This window comes from Citrobacter sp. On2M (assembly GCF_018035235.1).
Taxonomy (GTDB): domain Bacteria; phylum Pseudomonadota; class Gammaproteobacteria; order Enterobacterales; family Enterobacteriaceae; genus Citrobacter; species Citrobacter meridianamericanus.
Window position 1 is genome coordinate 1 of sequence record NZ_WPCV01000009.1, and the last position, 15559, is coordinate 15559.

Here is a 15559-nt window from a genome sequence, read left to right on the forward strand (position 1 = left end):
CGAAGTTCTCAGTGGAACCCCGCTGACCCGGCGGCTTGTAATCCGTTGTTCCGTGTCAGTGGAGGCGCATTATAGGGAGTTATTTCAGGCTGACAAGGGGAAATTTAAAATAATTTTCCGAGTGATTATTTTTTATACTTTACGTTTATTTTGACACCGTTTTGTGGGTTAACTGAGCGATTTCCCGCGCGAAACCCGCAACCTGTTCCCAATCGGTATACACCACTTCTTTATTCGCATCCGTTTCACCGCCTGACATCTTCATTATCAGTTGGATCATAACGCGGTCATACCAGCGATAACGGGGATACCGCAAAGCACCGGCAATAACTGCGCTACGATCTGGCCGCCACGGCGAACTCATCAGGAACTTGCGCGCATAGCTGTTAGTTTGAGGCGTACGTTTTTCCGGTTTACGGGCAACCAGGTTAACGGAGTAGAACGCACTCGGCATCGCATTCAATCGCGTGGCATGCTTTTTCACAAATTCCTGGAAAGCAGCATGGTAATGACCATAGCGAATCGAGGCGCCAATCACCACGCTGTCATAATTTTGCCAGTCGGGCTCCGCGGTACGATGCAAATTAAGCACATCCGCCCAAACACCCAGCTCTTTGAGCTCAGAAGCCAGATACTCGGCGATTTCGCGCGTTTGTCCGTCCCGGGAAGAAAAAAGAATCAGTGTTTTCACGTGTTACTCCATTATTCACGCCAGAAGGTAGGTGTAAAAAGTACCAGCAGAGTAAAGACCTCCAGACGACCAAACAGCATATTGGCAATCAGGATCCACTTCGCTACGGGGTTCATACTGGCAAAGTTGTCGGCAACAACCCCCAGCCCGGGCCCCAGGTTATTCAGCGTCGCGACCACAGAGGCAAACGCAGAGAAGTCATCTACGCCGGTCGCAATAATCGCCAGCATACTGATAATAAAGACCAGCGCATAAGCAGAGAAGAATCCCCATACGGCTTCAAGAATTCGCTCCGGCAACGCACGATTCCCCAGCTTGATACTGTAAACCGCATTCGGGTGTACCAGTCGTTTCAATTCACGGTTACCCTGTTTAAACAGCAGCAGGATACGAATCACCTTCAAGCCACCGCCCGTCGACCCGGCACACCCGCCGATAAACGCAGAACACAGCAACAGCACCGGTAGGAACAGCGGCCAGCGGGCAATACTATCTGTAGTAAATCCGGCAGTCGTCGCCATCGACACTACCTGGAAAAAAGCCTGGTTGATGGTCGTGAGCGCCGACCCATAGGTATTATGTATCCACAACACCAGCGTACAGACAACCACCAGCGTCAACTGTACGCCGATGAACATACGGAATTCCGGATCGCGCCAGTAGACCTTCAGACTACGCCCGCTTAATAAAGAGAAGTGCAGACCATAGTTACAGCCGGAGATCAGCAAGAAGATAGCAATAATCGTATTAATCGTGGGACTGTCAAAATATCCCACGCTGGCATCGTGTGTGGAAAAGCCGCCGATAGCAATTGTGGCAAAGCTGTGCCCAATGGCATCAAACGCGGGCATCCCGGCAAACCATAGCGCCAGCGCGCAGGCCACCGTCAGTAATACATAGATAAGCCACAGCGTTTTTGCTGTTTCGGCAATACGCGGGCGCATTTTATTATCTTTCAGCGGTCCGGGCATTTCTGCCCTATAGAGCTGCATGCCACCCACGCCAAGAATAGGCAGGATAGCCACTGCCAGCACGATGATCCCCATCCCGCCGAACCATTGCAGCATCTGGCGATAAAAGAGAATCGCGTGTGGCAATGAATCCAGCCCCACCAGCGTCGTCGCACCTGTGGTAGTTAATCCGGAAAAGGATTCAAAAAAAGCGTCGGTTATTGTGAGGTTAGGACTTTCCGAAAAAATGAATGGCAACGCACCCACGCTCCCCAGCACGGTCCAAAATAAAACAACAATCAGAAATCCTTCGCGCGATTTCAGCTCGCCCTTCTCTTTACGGTTTGGCCACCACAGCATAGAGCCAATAGCCAGAGCAACGAAGAAAGTTTGGGTAAATGCACGCCCAGCCCCATCGCGATAAATGAGCGCTACCAGTCCGGGGATAATCATTGTCCCCGAGAATAAGATGACCAGTAGTCCAACGATTCGGGTGATGGCGCGAAAATGCATCTCTGCCGCTTCCTTAGTTCTTTAAAATGAGGTGGGGATTATTCTTCAATCGCTAACAATTGCAATGAACCACGACTAAAATCCGCCAGTTTTGCCGAAAATCCATCCACTTTGGCATAAGGAAGCGCCACCCTGAGCCGAACAAAAGCCTGGTAATCACTGGCAATGACTTTACCGTCAAACTGCCCCAACAAAGCTTCAATACCTGCCAACTGACCGTACTCACACTGCAAAGTATATTCGGTTAATGGCGTCTTGCGCTGTGTCGTTAACTGCCGCAGCGCCTGATTCACACCACCACCATAGGCTTTTACCAGTCCCCCCGTACCCAGAAGGATACCGCCGTAGTAGCGCACCACCACCGCGGTAATCTCACCGACGCCGCTCCCCATCAGCTGTGCGAGCATCGGTTTGCCTGCCGTACCCGCCGGTTCGCCATCATCGGAAAATCCCAGCTGTTGCGAGTCATTGGGCGCACCCGCCACCCACGCCATACAATGATGACGGGCGTCCGGGTGTTCCGCTTTAACTGACTCAACAAACGCTTTTGCCGCTTCTACACCGTCCGTATGGGCGATCAGCGTAATGAAGCGGCTTTTTTTGATCTCTTCAACGACGCTTACCGGCGCCGCAGGGATTAACCAACTGTCCATTACGCCAGTTTTAAATCCCGGGTCATGTTTTCGATATTGTTTTCGTGGACCACCACGTTGTCCTCAATACGAATACCGCCGAACGGTTTCAGGGCTTCGATTTTCTGCCAATTGAAGTGTTTGCTGAACTGCCCTTCACGCCACGGTGCCAGCAGCGATTCAATAAAATAGATGCCCGGTTCGATCGTCAAAACCATGCCCGGTTGCAAAACGCGGGTGCAACGCAGATAAGGATACTTCGACGGCGCAGCCAGGTGGGTACCGCTGTCATCCTGCATAAAGCCAGCAACATCATGTACCTGCAGGCCCAGCGGGTGACCAATACCGTGCGGCATAAACGGCCCGGTAAGATCGTTTTCAACCATCGCTTCTTCACTCATATCGGTGATAATTTGATGCTTACGTAGCAGTTTCGCGATGCGCTGATGGAACTGAATGTGGTAGTCCACATAGCTGGCGCCCGCTTTCATCGTGGCAATCAACGCCAGTTGCTCGTCATTCACATCCTTCACCAGATGCGCATAGTCGTTGTCGCTTTTCGCCGACCAGGTGCGCGTCAGGTCTGCCGCATAGCCGTTATATTCCGCACCTGCGTCCAGCAGGAAGCTACGGATTTCAGACGGAGCCTGATGATCCAGCTTGGTATAGTGCAAAACCGAAGCATGCTCGTTAAGCGCCACGATATTGCTGTACGGCACGTCGGTGTCGCGATGACCGGTAGCCGTCAGGTAAGCAAGGTTAATGTCAAACTCGCTCATTCCGGAACGGAACGCTTCTTCCGCGGCACGGTGTCCATTCACCGCCATTTTCTGCGCTTCGCGCATACAGGCCAGTTCGTAATCCGTTTTATAAGCACGGTAATAATGCAGGTAGTCGATCACCCCTTTCGGGTTGATGTTACTGGCCGCGATGTCCAGTTGCAGCGCGCGTTCCGGAACGGGACCGATGTAACCGATATTGCCGCGAGCAGCAGGCAGTTGGCTACCAATACCATCCGCTTTTGGCAGCGCGATGATCTCGATCTCTTCCGTCCAGAAGGAGGTCGGCAGCGGCTCAACGTTGTGCCAGTAATCAACCGGCAGGTAGAACCACAGCTTTGGCTTATTCACACCATCCACCAACAACCAGCAGTTAGGAACCTGCGTTACAGGCACCCAGGCTTTGAACTGCGGATTGACCTTAAACGGATATGGATGATCGTCGAGAAAGACGTTAATCAGCTCACCTGAATGAATAAGTAACGCATCCAGCTTATAGCGTTCCAGCGCGTCGCGCGTCCGTTCTTGTAGGGTAACGATATGATTTTTATAGAGTGCGGCCAGTGATTCCATTTTCTATCCTTCTGTTTTTTTGACCTCAAGTCTCCGCATCTTAGCACATCGCCTTGTGAGTGCGTGATTTCTACCGAGCGTGATCAAATCGTCATTTCTTTAATCATTCATTTGCATTTTTTTAACACAAAATACACACTTCGATTCATCTGGTATGACCAGATCACCTTGCGGATTCAGGAGACTGACATGCTTTACAAAGGCGACACCCTGTACCTCGACTGGCTGGAAGATGGCATCGCCGAACTGGTGTTCGATGCCCCTGGTTCGGTCAATAAACTCGACACGGCCACCGTTGCCAGCCTGGGCCATGCGCTTGACGTGCTGGAAAATCAACCGAATTTAAAAGGGCTGCTGCTGCGCTCTAACAAAGCAGCCTTTATTGTTGGTGCCGATATCACCGAATTCCTTTCACTGTTCCTCGTGCCTGCAGAGCAGTTGAGCCAGTGGCTGCATTTTGCTAACAGCGTCTTTAACCGCCTCGAAGATCTGCCTGTGCCGACCCTCTCAGCGGTAAACGGCTACGCACTGGGCGGCGGCTGCGAGTGTGTCCTGGCAACCGATTATCGCCTGGCAACACCAGACCTGCGCATCGGCCTGCCGGAAACTAAGTTGGGTATCATGCCGGGCTTTGGCGGCTCCGTACGTATGCCACGTATGCTGGGCGCAGACAGCGCTCTGGAAATTATTGCTGCGGGTAAAGATGTTGGCGCTGAGCAGGCGCTGAAAATCGGCCTGGTCGATGGCGTAGTGAAGCAAGACAAACTGCTTGATGGCGCGATTGCGGTATTACGACAGGCAATTAATGGCGATCTCGACTGGAAAGCCAAACGTCAGCCGAAGCTTGAGCCGTTGAAGCTCAGCAAAATTGAAGCGGCCATGAGCTTTACCATCGCTAAAGGTATGGTGGCGCAGACGGCAGGTAAGCACTATCCCGCACCGATTACCGCAGTGAAAACCATTGAAGCAGCGGCCCGTTTTGGTCGTGAAGAAGCGCTGAATCTGGAAAATAAAAGCTTTGTGCCACTGGCGCACACCAGTGAAGCTCGCGCGCTGGTTGGGATCTTCCTGAACGATCAGTTCGTGAAAGCCAAAGCCAAAAAACTCACCAAAAATATTGATGCGCCAAAGCAAGCGGCAGTGCTGGGCGCAGGTATTATGGGCGGCGGCATCGCGTACCAGTCAGCCTGGAAAGGCGTGCCGGTTGTGATGAAAGATATCAATGACAAATCATTAACGCTCGGTATGACCGAAGCAGCCAAGCTACTGAACAAACAGCTTGAACGCGGCAAAATTGACGGTCTGAAAATGGCGGGCGTGATTTCCACCATTCATCCTACCCTCGACTACAGCGGTTTCGAACGTGTGGATGTGGTAGTTGAAGCGGTCGTGGAAAATCCGAAAGTGAAAAAAGCGGTGCTGGCGGAGACTGAAGACAAAGTTCGCCCGGATACGGTACTGGCTTCGAATACCTCCACCATCCCAATCAACGAACTGGCCAGCGCGCTCAAGCGCCCGGAAAACTTCTGTGGGATGCACTTCTTTAACCCAGTACACCGCATGCCACTGGTTGAGATCATTCGCGGCGAGAAAAGCTCGGATGAAACCATCGCCAAAGTTGTCGCATGGGCAAGCCAGATGGGCAAAACGCCAATTGTGGTCAACGACTGCCCCGGTTTCTTCGTGAACCGCGTGCTGTTCCCGTATTTTGCCGGTTTCAGCCAGCTGCTGCGCGACGGAGCGGATTTCCGCAAAGTCGACAAAATCATGGAAAAACAGTTTGGCTGGCCAATGGGTCCGGCTTACCTGCTGGACGTGGTGGGTATTGATACTGCACATCACGCGCAGGCGGTAATGTCTGCAGGTTTCCCACAACGGATGCAGAAAGATTATCGCGACGCGATAGACGCACTGTTTGATGCTAACCGTTTCGGGCAGAAAAACGGTCTTGGATTCTGGCGCTATAAAGAAGACAACAAAGGCAAGCCGAAGAAAGAAGAAGATGCCACCGTTGATGGTTTGCTGGCAGATATCAGCCAGCCTAAACGCGACTTCAGTGATGAAGAGATTATCGCCCGCATGATGATCCCAATGGTCAACGAAGTGGTGCGTTGTCTGGAAGAAGGCATTATCGCCAGTCCGGCAGAAGCCGATATGGCACTGGTGTATGGCCTGGGCTTCCCTCCGTTCCACGGCGGCGCGTTCCGCTGGCTGGATACGCTCGGCAGCGCGAAGTATCTCGATATGGCCCAGCAATATCAGCACCTCGGAGCGCTGTATGAAGTTCCGGCCGGCCTGCGTGATAAAGCGCGCCATAACGAACCGTATTATCCCCAGGTTGAGCCTGCCCGCCCGGTTGGCAGCCTGAAAACGGCTTAAGGAGTCACAATGGAACAGGTTGTAATTGTTGATGCGATCCGTACCCCGATGGGCCGTTCAAAAGGGGGGGCGTTTCGTAACGTGCGGGCAGAAGATCTCTCCGCACACTTAATGCGTAGCCTGCTGGCGCGTAATCCGGCACTGGATCCAACCGCGCTGGATGACATTTACTGGGGCTGTGTGCAGCAAACGCTGGAGCAGGGTTTCAACATCGCCCGTAACGCCTCGCTGCTGGCGGAAATCCCGCACTCCGTTCCGGCGGTCACCGTGAACCGCCTGTGCGGTTCATCAATGCAGGCGCTGCACGACGCGGCACGTATGATCATGACCGGCGATGCACAGGCGTGCCTGATTGGTGGCGTGGAGCATATGGGCCATGTACCAATGAGCCACGGCGTTGATTTTCACCCAGGCATGAGCCGCAACGTAGCAAAAGCTGCGGGGATGATGGGCCTGACCGCAGAAATGCTTTCGCGCATGCACGGCATCAGTCGTGAAATGCAGGACGCCTTCGCCGCACGTTCACACGCCCGCGCCTGGGCCGCCACACAGTCCGGCGCCTTTAAGAATGAAATCATCCCAACCGGTGGTCATGACGCAGACGGCGTGCTGAAGCAGTTTAACTACGATGAGGTTATTCGCCCGGAGACAACCGTTGAAGCGCTGTCCACCCTGCGTCCGGCGTTCGATCCGGTGAGCGGAACGGTCACTGCGGGTACCTCCTCCGCGCTCTCCGACGGCGCAGCGGCAATGCTGGTGATGAGCGAAAGCCGCGCCCGTGAGCTGGGTCTGACGCCGCGTGCCCGTATTCGTTCGATGGCTGTTGTCGGCTGCGACCCCTCAATCATGGGTTACGGTCCGGTTCCGGCCTCAAAACTGGCGCTGAAAAAAGCGGGACTCTCCACCAGCGACATCGGCTTGTTTGAAATGAACGAAGCCTTTGCCGCCCAGATCCTGCCGTGCATTAAAGATCTGGGGCTGATGGAGCAGATAGACGAGAAGATCAACCTCAACGGCGGCGCAATCGCCCTGGGCCACCCACTGGGATGTTCCGGTGCGCGTATTAGCACCACCCTGCTCAACCTGATGGAACGCAAAGACGTGCAGTTTGGTCTGGCGACGATGTGTATCGGGTTAGGGCAGGGCATCGCAACGGTATTTGAGCGAGTTTAATCAAAGATAAATTCCCCTAAATAATTCGCGCTGCATCGCGGCGGCAACTGAGCGAATCCCCGGGAACATAGATAACTATGTGACCGGGGTGAGAAAAGGCAGCCAACAAAGAAGCAGTGTGAATTATGACGGGGAAAGGTTTAGTTGCCGTTCTTCCCGCCTGTCAGGGGCGGGTTTTTTATTACTAAATGAATGCAAAAGCATCGCCAAACAGACGGTCTTCACGCGCACTGCGTTCATTGCAGAACAGATCGCGCGCGATTTTGGCCATCTCAAAACGACCAGCAATGTAGATATCGTGTTCCGCCAGAGTACCGTAATCCTGCAATACTGCCGTTAACACGGTGCCCGTACGACCACGCCAGCCGTCTTCAGGCTGTTCCACCACCGGCTCAACGCGCAGGTTCGGGTGATTAACTGACAACGCTTCCAGCTCAGAGAGATCGTAGAGATGTTTCTCTTCGCGCCCACCCCAGTAAATGGTGATATCGCGGTTGGGATTACGCGCCAGCGCGGTGAGCAGAATGGAACGCACGTAAGAAAACCCCGTGCCGCCTGCGATCAGGATCAACGGGCGCTCGTCTTCATCACGCAGCCAAGCTTCGCCATGCGGAATATCGACCTTGATCTCCCGGTCTTTCAGAATGCGGTCCATCACGGCCATGGCATAAAGATTTAGCTCAGAAGCGCCAACGTGCAGCTCAATGAATCCTTTCTCGTCCGGCGTTGATGCCATGGAGAACGGACGCTTATCCCTTTCATCCATCACGACCATTAAATACTGGCCAGCACGAAAGGAAAACGCCGCGTCAGGCACTAAACGAACGCGATATACGGTGTCAGTGATAGCTTCTACCGAGGTCACTTTACAGCTTAAGGTTGTCATGCGCTCTCTCTGTCGGATCAATAGGCAAAATGATCGCGCCTCAGGCGCTTTTGCCGTCATTAAAGATGGCCAGTTCATCCCAAATAGCGTCAATACGCGCAGTCACTTCAGGATCTTTTTTAATCGGACGTCCCCATTCACGTTGGGTTTCGCCCGGCCATTTATTTGTGGCATCCAGCCCCATTTTTGAACCAAGGCCGGAAACCGGCGAGGCAAAGTCCAGGTAATCAATTGGCGTATTCTCTACCAGTACCGTATCCCGGGCAGGGTCCATACGGGTAGTAATTGCCCAAATCACATCATTCCAGTCACGTGCGTTGACGTCATCATCGCAGACAATAACAAATTTGGTGTACATAAACTGGCGCAAAAACGACCAAACACCCATCATGACGCGTTTAGCATGGCCAGCGTACTGTTTTTTCATCGTCACCACTGCCAGACGGTATGAACAGCCTTCCGGAGGCAGGTAAAAATCGACGATTTCCGGGAACTGCTTTTGCAGAATAGGAACAAATACTTCGTTCAACGCCACGCCGAGCACTGCTGGCTCATCAGGCGGACGTCCGGTATAGGTAGAGTGATAAATAGCATCTTCACGCTGGGTAACATGCGTCACGGTAAAGACCGGGAAGCTATCTACTTCGTTGTAATACCCGGTATGATCGCCATACGGCCCTTCCGGGGCCAACTCACCCGGCTCGATATACCCTTCGAGCACAATTTCAGCGCTGGCGGGTACTTCCAAATCGTTGGAAATACATTTGACCACTTCGGTCTTGGTACCACGTAACAGCCCGGCAAATGCATACTCGGATAATGTATCTGGGACGGGCGTGACGGCCCCCAGAATGGTCGCAGGGTCTGCACCCAGCGCAACTGAAACCGGGAAGCGCTCACCAGGATGCGCCGCGCACCATTCCTGATAATCGAGCGCTCCGCCGCGGTGGGACAGCCAGCGCATAATGAGCTTGTTTTTGCCAATCAACTGCTGGCGATAGATACCCAAATTCTGCCGCTCTTTATGCGGGCCGCGCGTTACGGTTAGCCCCCAGGTAATCAGCGGCGCCGCATCTTCCGGCCAGCAGGTCATAATCGGAATACGATTTAAATCAACGTCATCGCCGGAGAAGACCTTTTGCTGACAAGGCGCACCGCGCAACCGCTTAGTCGGCATGTTCAGCACCTGCTTAAACTGCGGCAGCTTATCAAACAGGTCGCGGAATCCTTTCGGTGGCTCTGGCTCTTTCAAAAACGCCAACAGTTTACCGACTTCCCGTAATGCCGAGACATCTTCTTGCCCCATACCCATCGCAACACGCTTCGGTGTGCCAAACAGGTTACACAACACCGGCATTGAATAGCCTTTAGGATTCTCAAACAGTAACGCAGGCCCACCGGCACGCAGGGTGCGGTCGGCAATTTCAGTGATTTCCAGGTGGGGATCCACCTCAAGCGAAATGCGTTTGAGCTCGCCCTGCTGTTCAAGCAGCGTCAGGAAGTCGCGTAAATCGTGATATTTCATGGCGTCCATTGTGGCCTCTTCGTAAGCGCTTCATTATACGGCGTTCATCATTGTGATGCTGTATTTTTGTTAAATTAGCGTGAACTCTGGCGATGCATTTAAGCTCTGGGAGTATATACCCATTGGGTTTCAGCCTGCTTTGAGACAGGTATAATTAACTTAACTCATGGCTTTTGCTATGCTGGCGCTCAGAACAAGCGGATAAGAGTTATTATGCAAGCCTGGTATTTACTGTACTGCAAACGTGGGCAACTTCAGCGAGCCCAGGAACACCTGGAAAGGCAGGCGGTGAACTGCCTGACGCCTATGATCACCCTGGAAAAAATGGTGCGCGGTAAACGTGCCACGGTCAGTGAACCGCTATTCCCTAATTACATGTTTGTCGAGTTCGACCCAGAAGTGATCCACACCACTACCATCAACGCCACGCGTGGTGTCAGTCATTTCGTACGCTTCGGCGCAACGCCAGCGACCGTCCCTTCTCCCGTTATTCACCAGCTTTCCATCTACAAGCCTGAAGGTATTGTTGATCCTCAGACCCCTCAGCCTGGGGACAGTGTGATTATCACTGAAGGGGCGTTTGAGGGGTTAAAGGCGATTTTCACCGAGCCGGATGGCGAAGCGCGCTCCATGCTGCTGCTTAACCTGCTGAATAAAGAGATTAAGCAGAGCGTGAAAAATACTGGCTTTCGAAAAATATAAGCCGTTAGAAGGCCACTTCGAACAGCGTTCTGACGTTAGCATCAATGGTTGCTGACAACCATTGAGGATCTTCTCCGCGCCAGTGTGCAATACGCTCAAGAATATGTGGCAGGTGCGCCGGTTCATTGCGCCGTGAGGCTGGTTTCGGCATTAAGTCGCGAGGAAGTAGATAAGGCGCATCGGTTTCTATCAGCAGTCTTTCCACCGGGATAAACGGCAGCAGCTCCCGTAGTTCCATTCCCCGGCGCTCATCACAGACCCATCCGGTAATACCGATATAAAGTCCTCGGTCCACGCAGTCCTGCATCTCCTGACGCGAGCCGGTGAAACAGTGCAGCACTGCGCCGGGGAGGCTATCCAGCCACGGCTCCAGTAATGTCAGAAAACGCGCATGCGCATCCCGACAATGCATGAAAATCGGCATCTGCAGTTCAGCGGCAATGCGAAGCTGTGCCTCAAACGCACGCTCCTGCTCTTGCGGGGTGGAGAAATTACGATTGAAATCCAGGCCGCATTCACCAATAGCAACCACCTTCGACTGGTTTGCCAGCGCGATAATCTCGTCTTCCGTTGAGGATTGCCATTGACTGCTGTTATGGGGATGCACGCCAGCCGTGGACCAGCAATGCGGATAATGTTGCGCCAGCTTTAACGCTTGCTGACTTTCGTGCAGGTTTGTTCCGGTCAGAAGCATACCGTTTACGCCCGCAGCAAAGGCGCGCGCCACGACCTCATCCCGGTCTTTCGCAAATTGTGAACTGGTTAAATTAACGCCAATATCAAACATGCTTCCTCCCATATGACAACCGCCCTGACGGGCGGTTGAATTTATTCTTCAGTTTTCTCAGTGGCTTCGGCTTCTTTTGCTTCTTCAGCCTCGTTGTCCTCATCTCGCGTACGTCGCTTACCGACATAGAAACGGGAGAAGAAAACACCCACCTCGAACAGGCAGTACATCGGTATCGCCAACAGCGTTTGCGAGAAAACATCCGGCGGGGTCAGTAACATCCCGACGACAAATGCCCCAACTACAACGTAAGGACGTTTCTTGCGTAAATCGTCAGGCGTTGTAATGCCCATCCAGCATAGCAGGACGATGGCAACCGGAACCTCAAAAGAGACACCGAAAGCCATAAACAGCGCCATGACGAAGCTGAGATAGCTGGCAATGTCCGTCGATACCTGTACACCTTGCGGAGCCGTGTTGGCCAGAAAACCAAACGCCAACGGGAAGACGACAAAGTAGGCGAATGCCATGCCGATATAAAACAATAACGAACTGGAAACCAGCAGTGGCACCACCAGGCGACGTTCATGTTTATACAAAGCTGGCGCAATGAATGCCCACACCTGGTAGAGGATCACTGGCGCTGACAGGATCAGCGACACCATGAAGGTCAACTTGATCGGGGTAAAGAACGGCGAGGCCACATCAGTGGCAATCATCGTTGCGCCCTGCGGCATCTGTTTAATCAGCGGCGCTGCAACCATATGGTAAATGTCGTTGGCAAAATAAACCAACGCCAGAAAGATCACGATTACCGCAATAATGCAGTTCAGGAGTCGCTTACGCAGCTCAATAAGATGCGTGATGAGCGGTTGGGTATCTTCTACAGACATGTTTACGGTTTATCACTCGACGAGGGTGAGGATTCGACAACAGGTGCGGCAGCTTTCTTTTCTGCATCCATCAACGTGGCGGAAGCGTTTTCCGTCGGCTCTGGCGTTGTAGCACCCGTGGATTCCGGTTTTTGCTCCGGCGAACTGGCCTGGTTTTCAGCGGCGGCAGGGGTGACCCCTTCTCGCTGCGCTTCACCTTCTTTCACCACCGGATTGTGGATAGTGTGCGCTTCATCGCTCGCTTTCTCAGGATCGTGCACGCTGTATGAACGCTTCATCGATTCTGCCGCTTCACGCAGCTCATCCATTGAGGCTTTCAGCTCCGGGGTCAGATTTGTCAGGCTCGCTTTCTCTACTTTCTTCAGGCTGTCCTGAAACTCCTGAAGCTTAAGCTCCTGGGTCAGTTCATTCTGAACAGTAGTTGCCAGGGAACGTAAAGCACGCACCCAGCCAGCAACCGTTTTTACCGCTACGGGTAATCGTTGCGGCCCCAGAACGATGAGGCCGATCACGAACACCAATAACAGTTCGCTAAAACCGATATCAAACACGGATTATACCTGCTCTTTATCTTGGCTTTTGGCGTCTTCCTTTTTCACTTCGCCCTGCTTATCGGTGATGGATTTAGCTGTAAAATCAGCGTCCTGGCTGGTTTTATCTTGCTTAGGCTCATCATCACCCATCGCTTTTTTGAAGCCTTTAATCGATGCGCCAAGATCGGAACCGATGGAGCCGAGTTTCTTGGTGCCAAATAGCAGTACAACGATGACGGCAATGATCAACAACTGCCAAATACTGATACCACCCATACATGTTCCTCTGTCATAGATGATGAATTAATAAGGCCGTAGTATACGTTACACGGCCTGCCTTGGGCGATGAAAAATTCAGCGCATTTTGCGCCAGCCGATTAACCAGGCCAGGACACCGCCTGCCATCAACCAGCCCGGCATAAGCCCCCACTCAGGACGGCTTACCAGCAGGAATGTTCCACTTAGCAACAATGTTGCGCCAATGCCCAATAAATAACGGGATTGTCCCTGACGTACATGATTCGCGTGAAGCTCGCGGGCAATCTTATCAACACTGTGCTGTAAATATTTGCCCTGGCGCAAACTGTCATACACCAGTTCAGGTATTTCTGGCATTTTTTCGACCCAGAACGGTGCTTTTTCTTTAAATGCCCTGACAAGTGCCGGAATACCGACCTGATCTTTGATCCAGGATTCGAGGAATGGCTTAGCCGTTTTCCATAAATCTAGCTGCGGATAGAGCTGTCGTCCGACACCTTCAACATACAGCAGCGTCTTCTGAAGCAATACCAGTTGAGGCTGAACTTCCATGTTGAATCGGCGCGCAGTGTTGAACAGATTCAACAGCACATGACCAAAGGAAATTTCCGCCAACGGCTTTTCAAAAATCGGCTCACACACGGTACGAATGGCAAATTCGAACTCTTCAACGTTGGTATCCGGCGGAACCCAGCCAGAATCCACGTGCAGTTCAGCAACTTTGCGGTAGTCACGGTTAAAGAACGCGATGAAGTTTTCAGCCAGGTAGCGCTTATCTTCTTTGTTTAAAGAACCCACTATCCCACAATCAATACCAATGTATTTCGGGTTTTCAGGGTGCTCATAACTTACGAAAATATTCCCGGGGTGCATGTCCGCATGGAAAAAGCTGTCACGGAAAACCTGAGTAAAGAAGACCTGAACACCGCGTTCAGCCAGCAACTTCATATTGGTGCCGTTCTTCTCAAGCGTGGCGACATCTGAAACGGGAATACCGTAAATGCGCTCCATCACCATCATGTTCTGACTGCAATAGTCGGAGTACACTTCCGGGATGTACAACATCGGGCTGTCTTCAAAATTACGTCGCAGCTGAATCGCGTTCGCTGACTCGCGCAGCAAATTCAGTTCATCAATCAACGTCTTTTCATATTCACGGACCACTTCTGTTGGCCGCAGGCGACGACCATCAGGCAGCAGGCGAGGAACCCAACGAGCAAGGCGATAGATCAGTTTTAAATCCGCTTTGATTACCGGCAGGATGTCCGGGCGAATAACTTTGATCACCACCTCTTTGCCATTCGATTTCAGCCGTGCAGTGTGAACCTGAGCAATAGATGCAGATGCCAGCGGCGTGATCTCAAAATCATCAAACCATTCTTCGACGGGCAGTCCGCCCATCGCTTCTTCGATTTGTTCTTTCGCGCGTTGCCCATCGAATGGCGCAACCCGATCCTGCAGTAGCGCTAGCTGATCGGCGATGTGAGGAGGGAAAAGATCACGACGGGTTGAGAGCATTTGCCCAAACTTGATCCACACCGGGCCAAGTTCCTGTAAAGCCAGTCTCAGCCTTTCTCCCAGTGGTTTATCTTTGTGTCGGTTGGGCATCCAGAACAGCGAGTAACGCCACAGCCGGAGCGGCAGCGTGATACGCATTTTAGGGATGAGTTCATCAAGGCCATAACTTAAAAAAGTGCGAATGATGAAATAAAGGCGCCGTACTTCACCTGGCGTCATTTGGCCTCCAGTTTTTCCAGCCGTGTTGCCAGAGATTCGACCGCGCGCTCAACGGCTGCCGTTTCTTCTGCAAACCATGCAACCTCAAGCGGACCAGGAGCCATGCGCCACTCTTCGGTGAGCGCTTCAGCAACATAGCGCTGCTGGCGTTGAATGTTGCGGCACAGGAACTTCGTTCCACCACGCAACACTTTGCTAACCCCTTCCGCGACGATATCGCCAGTATAGGGCGCTAACAGTTCAGCGGGATCAAACTCCGCCAGATCGGCCAACGCAACAAAGTTCTGTACGACCTGAATATCGCCCCGGACTTCCAGCTCACCGCTGCGAATAAGCGTGGTGAGTTGCTGCCGATCGCGTAGTTTCGGTAACACGCTGGCATGTGTGATTACGGTGCAATCGGCTTCGCCTTCCCATACCCCCAGCACATCGACCTGGCGCTCACTGAACACCAGAACTAACGGTGTTGAAAATCCTTTGAGATCAACACGTAGCACTTTTCCCTGTAAACGCGTTCTGGCTAACTTGAGCGCAGGGGAACGGTACAGAAAGGTGTTGAGCAGATTTTCAACGCCTGCGGTCACTAAGGGTTTTAAAGGCATCCCCAA

Annotated in this window: 15 protein-coding genes; 3 read left to right on the forward strand and 12 right to left on the reverse strand. The window is 52.6% G+C overall.

The window, feature by feature from the left end; translation table 11 throughout:
* Positions 1–145: 145 nt before the first annotated feature.
* Genes hemG through pepQ form a run of 4 tightly spaced genes read right to left on the reverse strand, consistent with a single transcriptional unit; the run spans position 146 to position 4138 of the window.
* A complete protein-coding gene (gene hemG, locus On2M_RS23405; RefSeq protein WP_210905524.1) occupies positions 146–691 on the reverse strand; it encodes a menaquinone-dependent protoporphyrinogen IX dehydrogenase in 546 nt (181 codons plus the stop codon).
* 11 nt (positions 692–702) lie between these two features.
* Entirely contained in the window at positions 703–2154 is a 1452-nt protein-coding gene (gene trkH / locus On2M_RS23410; protein ID WP_151220027.1) for a Trk system potassium transporter TrkH, read from the reverse strand.
* 38 nt (positions 2155–2192) lie between these two features.
* Positions 2193–2807, reverse strand: coding sequence for an IMPACT family protein (locus tag On2M_RS23415; RefSeq protein WP_151220028.1), 615 nt, complete (start codon positions 2805–2807; stop codon positions 2193–2195).
* Positions 2807–4138 carry a Xaa-Pro dipeptidase gene (gene pepQ / locus On2M_RS23420; protein WP_187254157.1) on the reverse strand — a complete coding sequence of 444 codons (1332 nt, stop codon included), beginning with the start codon at positions 4136–4138 and terminating at the stop codon, positions 2807–2809. Before pepQ ends, On2M_RS23415 begins: the two co-directional genes overlap by 1 nt.
* 189 nt (positions 4139–4327) lie before the next feature.
* Between pepQ and fadB the strand changes: the two genes are divergently transcribed.
* On the forward strand, positions 4328–6517 hold the full coding sequence (fadB, locus tag On2M_RS23425; protein ID WP_151220030.1) for a fatty acid oxidation complex subunit alpha FadB: 2190 nt from the start codon (positions 4328–4330) through the stop codon (positions 6515–6517).
* A 9-nt stretch (positions 6518–6526) separates the two neighbouring features.
* Positions 6527–7690, forward strand: coding sequence for an acetyl-CoA C-acyltransferase FadA (fadA, locus tag On2M_RS23430; protein WP_151220031.1), 1164 nt, complete (start codon positions 6527–6529; stop codon positions 7688–7690).
* A gap of 184 nt (positions 7691–7874) precedes the next feature.
* On the opposite strand, the gene fre is transcribed toward fadA, so the two are convergent.
* Together fre and ubiD are read right to left on the reverse strand one after the other, a co-directional pair.
* A complete protein-coding gene (gene fre / locus On2M_RS23435) occupies positions 7875–8576 on the reverse strand; it encodes an NAD(P)H-flavin reductase (RefSeq protein WP_151225768.1) in 702 nt (233 codons plus the stop codon).
* Positions 8577–8616: 40 nt separating this feature from the next.
* The gene (gene ubiD / locus On2M_RS23440) at positions 8617–10110 is read right to left on the reverse strand and encodes a 4-hydroxy-3-polyprenylbenzoate decarboxylase (RefSeq protein WP_187254155.1); all 1494 of its coding nucleotides are present in this window, start codon (positions 10108–10110) and stop codon (positions 8617–8619) included.
* A gap of 204 nt (positions 10111–10314) precedes the next feature.
* On the opposite strand from ubiD, the gene rfaH reads away from it, so the two are divergent.
* Positions 10315–10803: a transcription/translation regulatory transformer protein RfaH gene (rfaH, locus tag On2M_RS23445; RefSeq protein ID WP_151220032.1), complete on the forward strand. Its 489-nt coding sequence runs from the start codon at positions 10315–10317 to the stop codon at positions 10801–10803.
* Between the two features lie 4 nt (positions 10804–10807).
* Here rfaH and tatD read toward each other — a convergent pair whose 3' ends face one another.
* The 6 genes from tatD to ubiJ form a co-directional block, all read right to left on the reverse strand.
* Positions 10808–11590, reverse strand: coding sequence for a 3'-5' ssDNA/RNA exonuclease TatD (tatD, locus tag On2M_RS23450; protein WP_151220033.1), 783 nt, complete (start codon positions 11588–11590; stop codon positions 10808–10810).
* Positions 11591–11631: 41 nt separating this feature from the next.
* The gene (gene tatC / locus On2M_RS23455; RefSeq protein ID WP_003017884.1) at positions 11632–12423 is read right to left on the reverse strand and encodes a Sec-independent protein translocase subunit TatC; all 792 of its coding nucleotides are present in this window, start codon (positions 12421–12423) and stop codon (positions 11632–11634) included.
* 2 nt (positions 12424–12425) lie between these two features.
* A complete protein-coding gene (tatB, locus tag On2M_RS23460) occupies positions 12426–12974 on the reverse strand; it encodes a Sec-independent protein translocase protein TatB (RefSeq protein ID WP_151220034.1) in 549 nt (182 codons plus the stop codon).
* Positions 12975–12977: 3 nt separating this feature from the next.
* Positions 12978–13232: a Sec-independent protein translocase subunit TatA gene (gene tatA, locus On2M_RS23465; RefSeq protein ID WP_003017888.1), complete on the reverse strand. Its 255-nt coding sequence runs from the start codon at positions 13230–13232 to the stop codon at positions 12978–12980.
* 78 nt (positions 13233–13310) lie between these two features.
* On the reverse strand, positions 13311–14951 hold the full coding sequence (gene ubiB / locus On2M_RS23470; RefSeq protein WP_151220035.1) for a ubiquinone biosynthesis regulatory protein kinase UbiB: 1641 nt from the start codon (positions 14949–14951) through the stop codon (positions 13311–13313).
* On the reverse strand, positions 14948–15553 hold the full coding sequence (gene ubiJ, locus On2M_RS23475) for an SCP2 domain-containing protein (RefSeq protein ID WP_210905525.1): 606 nt from the start codon (positions 15551–15553) through the stop codon (positions 14948–14950). The genes ubiB and ubiJ overlap by 4 nt, the downstream gene beginning before the upstream one ends.
* Positions 15554–15559: the final 6 nt, after the last annotated feature.

Excerpts from the sequence above, each read along its gene's own strand:
- ubiB (WP_151220035.1), bottom strand. The coding sequence starts at position 14,951 with ATGACGCCAGGTGAAGTACGGCGCCTTTATTTCATCATTCGCACTTTT.
- trkH (WP_151220027.1), bottom strand. The coding sequence starts at position 2,154 with ATGCATTTTCGCGCCATCACCCGAATCGTTGGACTACTGGTCATCTTA.
- ubiJ (WP_210905525.1), bottom strand. The coding sequence starts at position 15,553 with ATGCCTTTAAAACCCTTAGTGACCGCAGGCGTTGAAAATCTGCTCAAC.
- tatA (WP_003017888.1), bottom strand. The coding sequence starts at position 13,232 with ATGGGTGGTATCAGTATTTGGCAGTTGTTGATCATTGCCGTCATCGTT.
- tatC (WP_003017884.1), bottom strand. The coding sequence starts at position 12,423 with ATGTCTGTAGAAGATACCCAACCGCTCATCACGCATCTTATTGAGCTG.
- fre (WP_151225768.1), bottom strand. The coding sequence starts at position 8,576 with ATGACAACCTTAAGCTGTAAAGTGACCTCGGTAGAAGCTATCACTGAC.
- fadB (WP_151220030.1), top strand. The coding sequence starts at position 4,328 with ATGCTTTACAAAGGCGACACCCTGTACCTCGACTGGCTGGAAGATGGC.
- pepQ (WP_187254157.1), bottom strand. The coding sequence starts at position 4,138 with ATGGAATCACTGGCCGCACTCTATAAAAATCATATCGTTACCCTACAA.
- rfaH (WP_151220032.1), top strand. The coding sequence starts at position 10,315 with ATGCAAGCCTGGTATTTACTGTACTGCAAACGTGGGCAACTTCAGCGA.
- ubiD (WP_187254155.1), bottom strand. The coding sequence starts at position 10,110 with ATGGACGCCATGAAATATCACGATTTACGCGACTTCCTGACGCTGCTT.
- fadA (WP_151220031.1), top strand. The coding sequence starts at position 6,527 with ATGGAACAGGTTGTAATTGTTGATGCGATCCGTACCCCGATGGGCCGT.
- tatD (WP_151220033.1), bottom strand. The coding sequence starts at position 11,590 with ATGTTTGATATTGGCGTTAATTTAACCAGTTCACAATTTGCGAAAGAC.
- On2M_RS23415 (WP_151220028.1), bottom strand. The coding sequence starts at position 2,807 with ATGGACAGTTGGTTAATCCCTGCGGCGCCGGTAAGCGTCGTTGAAGAG.